This window comes from Microcystis sp. LE19-131.1A, assembly GCF_027532015.1.
GTDB classification, from domain to species: domain Bacteria; phylum Cyanobacteriota; class Cyanobacteriia; order Cyanobacteriales; family Microcystaceae; genus Microcystis; species Microcystis ichthyoblabe_A.
Genome location: NZ_JAPZSS010000062.1, coordinates 23,453 through 29,540, shown reverse-complemented (window position 1 = coordinate 29,540; position 6,088 = coordinate 23,453). Strand labels below are relative to the sequence as shown.

Annotated in this window: 3 protein-coding genes and 1 pseudogene; 1 reads left to right on the top strand and 3 read right to left on the bottom strand. The window is 39.7% G+C overall.

Features of this window, described 5'->3' with window-relative positions:
• A pseudogene (locus O9323_RS05465) lies at positions 1-451 on the top strand (flagellar assembly protein H); the annotation flags it as partial.
• A gap of 128 nt (positions 452-579) precedes the next feature.
• Here the strand turns inward: O9323_RS05465 and O9323_RS05460 are convergent.
• From O9323_RS05460 to O9323_RS05450, 3 genes are all read right to left on the bottom strand, one after another.
• Positions 580-3,459 (bottom strand): UPF0182 family protein, encoded by a 2,880-nt coding sequence (locus O9323_RS05460; RefSeq protein WP_004158592.1) that lies wholly within the window; start codon positions 3,457-3,459, stop codon positions 580-582.
• 135 nt (positions 3,460-3,594) lie between these two features.
• A complete protein-coding gene (locus O9323_RS05455) occupies positions 3,595-4,821 on the bottom strand; it encodes a glycoside hydrolase family 10-like protein (RefSeq protein ID WP_287232525.1) in 1,227 nt (408 codons plus the stop codon).
• A 73-nt stretch (positions 4,822-4,894) separates the two neighbouring features.
• The gene (locus O9323_RS05450) at positions 4,895-6,022 is read right to left on the bottom strand and encodes an ABC transporter permease (RefSeq protein ID WP_287232527.1); all 1,128 of its coding nucleotides are present in this window, start codon (positions 6,020-6,022) and stop codon (positions 4,895-4,897) included.
• Positions 6,023-6,088: the final 66 nt, after the last annotated feature.

Here is a 6,088-nt window from a genome sequence, read left to right as displayed (position 1 = left end):
ATTATTAAACTTGAGAACTTCTTTAACTAACGATCAAGAGCTTGAACAGGAGGACAGAGAGTTAATTATGAGATTATCACCTTTATACACTTCCCGTCTTCAGGAAGAACTGGATGCTGGCCGTCAACAAGGTCTTCAACAAGGTCTTCAACAGGGTCTTCAACAGGGTCTTCAACAGGGTCTTCAGCAGGGTCTTCAACAGGGTCTTCAACAGGGTCTTCAACAGGGTCTTCAACAGGGTCTTCAACAGGGTCTTCAACAGGGTCTTCAACAGGGTCTTCAACAGGGAGAACGTCTGGTGATAGAAAATTTATTGAAAGCTCGTTTTGGTAATTTAGACCCAGATTTGTCCCTGATCATTGATCGCATTTTATTATTACCAGTGGAGGAGTTTACCCCTTTAATAATTAATTCATCTCGCACAGAATTAATTGCCCACTTTTCCAATTAAAAGCATAACTCAATCCTTTGATGATACTGGATTTTAAAATTGGCTGATTAACCAGAGCAGGCAATTTTCTGGGCAAATTCGGGGATATTTCAGCTTTCTTGCTAATTTGTGGCCAAATTAGCGGCAATTTAACTCTGATGGCCTGAGAATAGCTTTTCTAAAGCTTCCTTCAAGGTTGGTTCCATGACAATTTTATTTTGATAAGCAACTGTTACTCTAGCGATTGTCGGGACACTATTTTGGTCTGCCACTAGATACAAAGGTTCTACATAAAGCAGCGATTGTTCAATGGGAATAATTAATAGGTGTCCTTGCAAAACTTTAGAACCGTCCCGATTCCAAAGGGAAATCTGTTGAGAAATATCTGGATCTTGGTTAATTAAAGCCTCAATTTGATTCGGTCCGTACACTAACCTTTGTTTAGGAAATTGATAGAGCAATAACTTACCATACTCTCTATCATCTGAACGAGCTGCCAACCAAGCGATTAAATTTTGCCGACTAGAGGGAGTATAGGGATGGAGGAGAATAAATTCTTCTTTGTCGGAATCGGGCAGTTTCATGATTAAATAATAGGGTGATACAGCCTGGGGTTCCGTGCCGTAAATTTCTAGGGGAATTTCCCATTGATCCTCCCGATTATAAAATACCTGTGGATCGGTCATGTGATAGGTTAATAATCTTTCCGCTTGGGTACTAAATAAATCTTCAGGATAACGGATATGACTGCGGAGAGTTTTCGGCATTTCTGCTAAAGATTTAAAGAGATGAGGAAAGATTTTACTCCACGTCTGAATAATTGGATCATTTTCATCGGCAACATAGAAATTCACCGTTCCATGATAGGCATCCACTACCACTTTGACCGAATTGCGAATATAGTTAAATTTATCTTTACCCGGGTCAGAATAGGGATAGCGATCGCTGATAGTATAAGCATCAATAATCCAATGTAATTTACTACTACTATCGCCCACATCTGCCGCTACTAAATAGGGGTTGCGATCATAATTTAAAAAAGGTGCGATAGTTTGCACGCGATTTTGGATATCACGACGCATTAATAAGCGAGTTTCGGGAGTAAAATCTTGGCTAAATAACATTTGCCAATCCCGCAGATAAAGGGCAAATAGCCAACGTCTCCACCCCTTCCCCACTAAGATTCCTCCCTTTCCATCGTAGGTATTATAGACATTTCCATCCCCGCTAGGAAAATCCAATTCTTCTGCGGTGGTGGGAGTCATCACATAATTATTAGTTAATTCCCCGTAGTAAATGCGGGGTTTACCAATGGGAATACTATAATCAATTAATTCGCTAGAGGTTTGTAGAGCTCCTTCGTCTTTATTTGTGCCGATATCTTTGACAAAATAGTAGGGTAAACCCCCGGCAGCCACTAAATTAACTGGGGAAAGAGTGAACCCATAACCGTGGGTATAAACGAGATGTTTATTCACCCAAGTATTAGCAGAAGTGGGAACCGCACTATAATCTAATTCTCTAGCGGCAATAATTGTCTGTTGTTTTTCAGATATTTGACGTTCCTCGATTTTTTCAGGCAGTCCTACGCGTACCCGATAGCGATCGATATCAGCATCGGGGAATTTATAATATAAGCGAATTTGCTGTAATTGTCGGTTAGTTTCTAGCAGTGGTTTGGTGTCCCAAAGACGAATATTATCGATAGTTAGATGGTTTCTCTCTAAAACTTCGGCATTTAATTCGGCCTGTGGATCGAAAACTTGGGCATCAATTCTATCTAAGGAAAAAGCCGCTCTTGTGGATTGAATACTTCTTTCGATATAGGGTCTTTCTCTCACTAATTCATTCGGTTGTACGACAGTTCTTTGCAATAGTCCACTGATAATTGTGCCACTTATCCAAACAATTAAATAGAGAAATACAGGAACTAAGTAGGGGAAAAATACCAACTTTTTCTTAGTATTTTTGTATAACTTGCGACGGTCTTTTTTACCAAATAATGCTTTTTCTCCTAACCATATAGAGGTTATTCCTGCAATAATTCCCAGAATAATTTCAATAAATTGACCAACATGAACATCGATATAACCCGCACCATAAACTACCCCTTCCGGAGAGTAAAGTAGCAGGTAACGCTGAATAATATGGTGTAATACTAGCAGCCCCATTAACCCACTCCACAGGGCGTATAAATGACGCAGTTGCGGACGGGAAAACCCCGGAAATGTTCCCAGAGAAAGACTATTACCCGAAAAAAGATAGGTTAAAATAACAGCAAAAAGAGTATATATTCCCACACCACCGAGCCATAATTCTAGTAACTGCCACAGGGGTAATTGAAAGATATAAAAACCTAAATCATTCCCGTATTGAGGATCGTTAATATTGAAAGGAACACCATAAAAATATTTTAAAAAATTCGCCCACTGCCCAGCAATAATAAAAGATAGCATTACAGTAAATACTATAGATATTATTCTCAAAAAATACTCGGTTTTGATTAATAATCCCAAGACTAAAATAGCAATGATTACCCCTTGCCAAAGATTACTGGAAATATCGGTTAATACTTGCCTAATCCAAACTATTTGCAGAGGAGAACTTAGGGAAGAACTAAGGTTAGGGAGATTAAAATCTGGTGTCCAGAGACTGAGGGCTAGTTTACTGTAATACAATAACATTGACCCAATCCAAGCTCCAATTCCCGTTGTGATAATCAAAAGGCCGAGTAAATTAATACTAGGAGATTGAGGACTAAGAGGATAACTATCTTCTTTGGGTTTTTGCCAACGAAAACGCTGGGCTAAACGTAAATTAGTAAAGATAAAAAGTAGAGAAAGAATCGCACTTCCCCAACCTAATCCCAGTTGCCAAGATAATTGCTTCAGGAAAGTGTTTAAATAACCCATCTCGGTAAACCAGAGGCTATTGGCCACCACTAACACCCCCAACTCCCCGATCACAAGGCAGCCGAGAAACAGTAAAATAGGTTTAGCGATCGAGCTTCGGTTATGTCTGATCAGCATGGATAAAGTGATAAGGGAGAGTCTTTTTTCATTCTAGCGATTTTAGTTTCTCCCTGCTGCTTTTTCTTAATTTAAAGATAAACTTAAGAAACTATAGCCAGGTTAGGGCGATAATTTCGCTTAAAGTCAGCCATTTTAGCTAGGATTAGCAGACTGGAGTATTTCCCGAAAAATCCTGCGTCGATAGGAAGGAGATTCATTGCTGATATTCCATAAAGTTTCGTAGAAAAAGAAAGAAACACCAAAATTTTTTTGTCTCGATTTTTCCACTTGTTGAGTAATATTAACCATCGGAATCGGACGACCTTTTAAACCAGATAAAATCCCAATAGCTACGGGGATAGATTCTCTAGCTTGTTGTAATTCTGGTTGGGATAATTCCAGGTCAAAGGCGTTCATATTAGTTCGATACACTTGTATTATTAATTCATCAATCAAGTTTTTTTGTTGCCATTTTTGCCAATCTAAAAGATAAAATTCTAGGGAGAAAGTGTAGGGATTAGGAGATAGGGAAATAATCGCTCTAGGTTGGTGCTTTTTAATCGTCTGGGCTAAACTATTCATGTAGTCAGTAATTTTATCGGCCCGCCATTGAATCCATGCTTTATCTTGGTAATCTTGCGGTGGTAATTCTCCCGAATGTTCCCTTTGATAGAGTTTAATTGTGGTTTCATCATAGCCAAAATCGGCGGGATAACCAAAATGGTCATCAAACTGAATTCCTTCTATATCGTAGTTAGTAATAATCTCGCTGACTAAATCGGTAATAAAATTTTGTACTTGCGGATGTAAGGGATTTAACCACACCCGTTGATGCACTTTTCCTTCCCACCAAATCACACTTTTATCCTGTCTTTGGGTTAACCAATCGGGATGTTGTTTGGCTAATTCTGAATCCGCAGGAGCCATAAAACCAAATTCAAACCAGGGAATAATTCTTAATTTTTTCCGATGACCTTGGCTAATTATTTCCTTTAAAAAGTCGCGATTTTTTAAAGATTCATGGGGATCGATCGCTCGTCCTGTCACTTTTTCTGCTACCCTAGAAGGATAGAGTGTATAACCCCAATTCCAGACCGTGGGATAAATGGTGTTAAAGTTTAAATCGGCCAACCTATCAAGGGCATCTTTTAGGATTTCCGGTTTAAATAATACTTCACTATCGATATTAGTTAACCAAACTCCACGAATTTCGGGTTTTTCTTGGGTTTGATTGGTCGATTGTGCGGGAAAATTAAAGGTTATCGTCATGATACAAGCAAAGATAATTAAAAATATTAACCAGCTTATTTTCCCGTATCTTTGACTATAAATCACTAAACCATCGGCGAAATTATTAAAGGTTTTACTGATTTTATTCATAATGGGAAGTGGGGGAGTGGGGAGACTTATCAGTTATCAGTTCACTGATAACTGATAACTGATAATGGCTAAATTATCTCTCTAAATTGCGAGGATCTAGAGAATCGCGTAAACCATCACCGAGTAAATTAAAAGCTAAAACGGTGAGAATAATTAACAAAGCAGGTGGCCAAATTAACCAGGGTTGTAGAACAATAATTGAGGCATTGGTAGCCAAAGAAAGCATATTTCCCCAACTAGGATCCGGTTGTTGAATTCCCAAACCAATTAAACTTAAAACCGATTCGGCCACGATAAATCCCGGCACGGCTAACGTAGCGGAAATAATGATATAACTAGCAGTTTGGGGCAGCACATGACGCAGAATAATATAAAGAGGTTTTGCTCCCATAGCTTTAGCAGCCTGAATAAATTCCTGTTCTTTCAGGGATAAAACTTGACCGCGAATTACCCGCGCTAATCCCGACCAACTGATAAAAGAAGTAATCAGGACGATTAATAAAAAGCGCTGGGTGCTGGTTAATCCTGCGGGTAAAACCGCTGCTAGGGCCACGAGTAAATATATGCCGGGGATAGTCATTAAAACTTCCACAAAACGCATTAAAATCGCATCTAACCAACCGCCAAAATAGCCAGAAATGCCACCGACAAATAAACCAATAGGGAAAGAAATTAAAATCCCGACCAAACCGATAAATAAACTAATTCTGCCTCCGAAAATCAGGCGACTAAAACTATCGCGTCCCGATTCGTCAGTTCCCAATATATTGATTCTACCATCGCCGATGACCCCGAACAGATGGATATCAAAAGGAATACCGGGGAATAAAGTTACTTCCTTCCATTTTGGCGGCAAAGGTAGGCGAATTTGACCGAAATTATAGGTTTCACCCTGAACCAAGAGACGCAGCGGCAAGGGTTTGTTAAAATCTCTAATTAGCTTCCGCTCACCAGTTTCTATATTAATAGCACTTTGAGTAGTGGGATAGACGTGGGGGCCAATCCACTCACCCTTGTTACTTCCCGACTGCGAGCGCCAAAAGATTTGGGTGGGGGGGAGGAGAGACTGACCGGGTTGGGAGGAGTAGGGAGAGTAGGGAGCGACAAAATCCGCCGCCATTACGCTTAAATAGAAGATTAACAGTAAAACTGCTCCCCAACGAGCGAGAGGATTATCTTTGAGTTTGTGCCACCAGTCCATAGGCGATGAGGTCAATAGGAGAGTTAATCTTTATTTTGCCAGTTTGATTGCTACAATTCATCATAC

Bases quoted from the DNA above. Each gene is read 5' to 3' on its own strand.
- O9323_RS05455 (WP_287232525.1), bottom strand. From the start codon at position 4,821: ATGAATAAAATCAGTAAAACCTTTAATAATTTCGCCGATGGTTTAGTG.
- O9323_RS05450 (WP_287232527.1), bottom strand. From the start codon at position 6,022: ATGGACTGGTGGCACAAACTCAAAGATAATCCTCTCGCTCGTTGGGGA.
- O9323_RS05460 (WP_004158592.1), bottom strand. From the start codon at position 3,459: ATGCTGATCAGACATAACCGAAGCTCGATCGCTAAACCTATTTTACTG.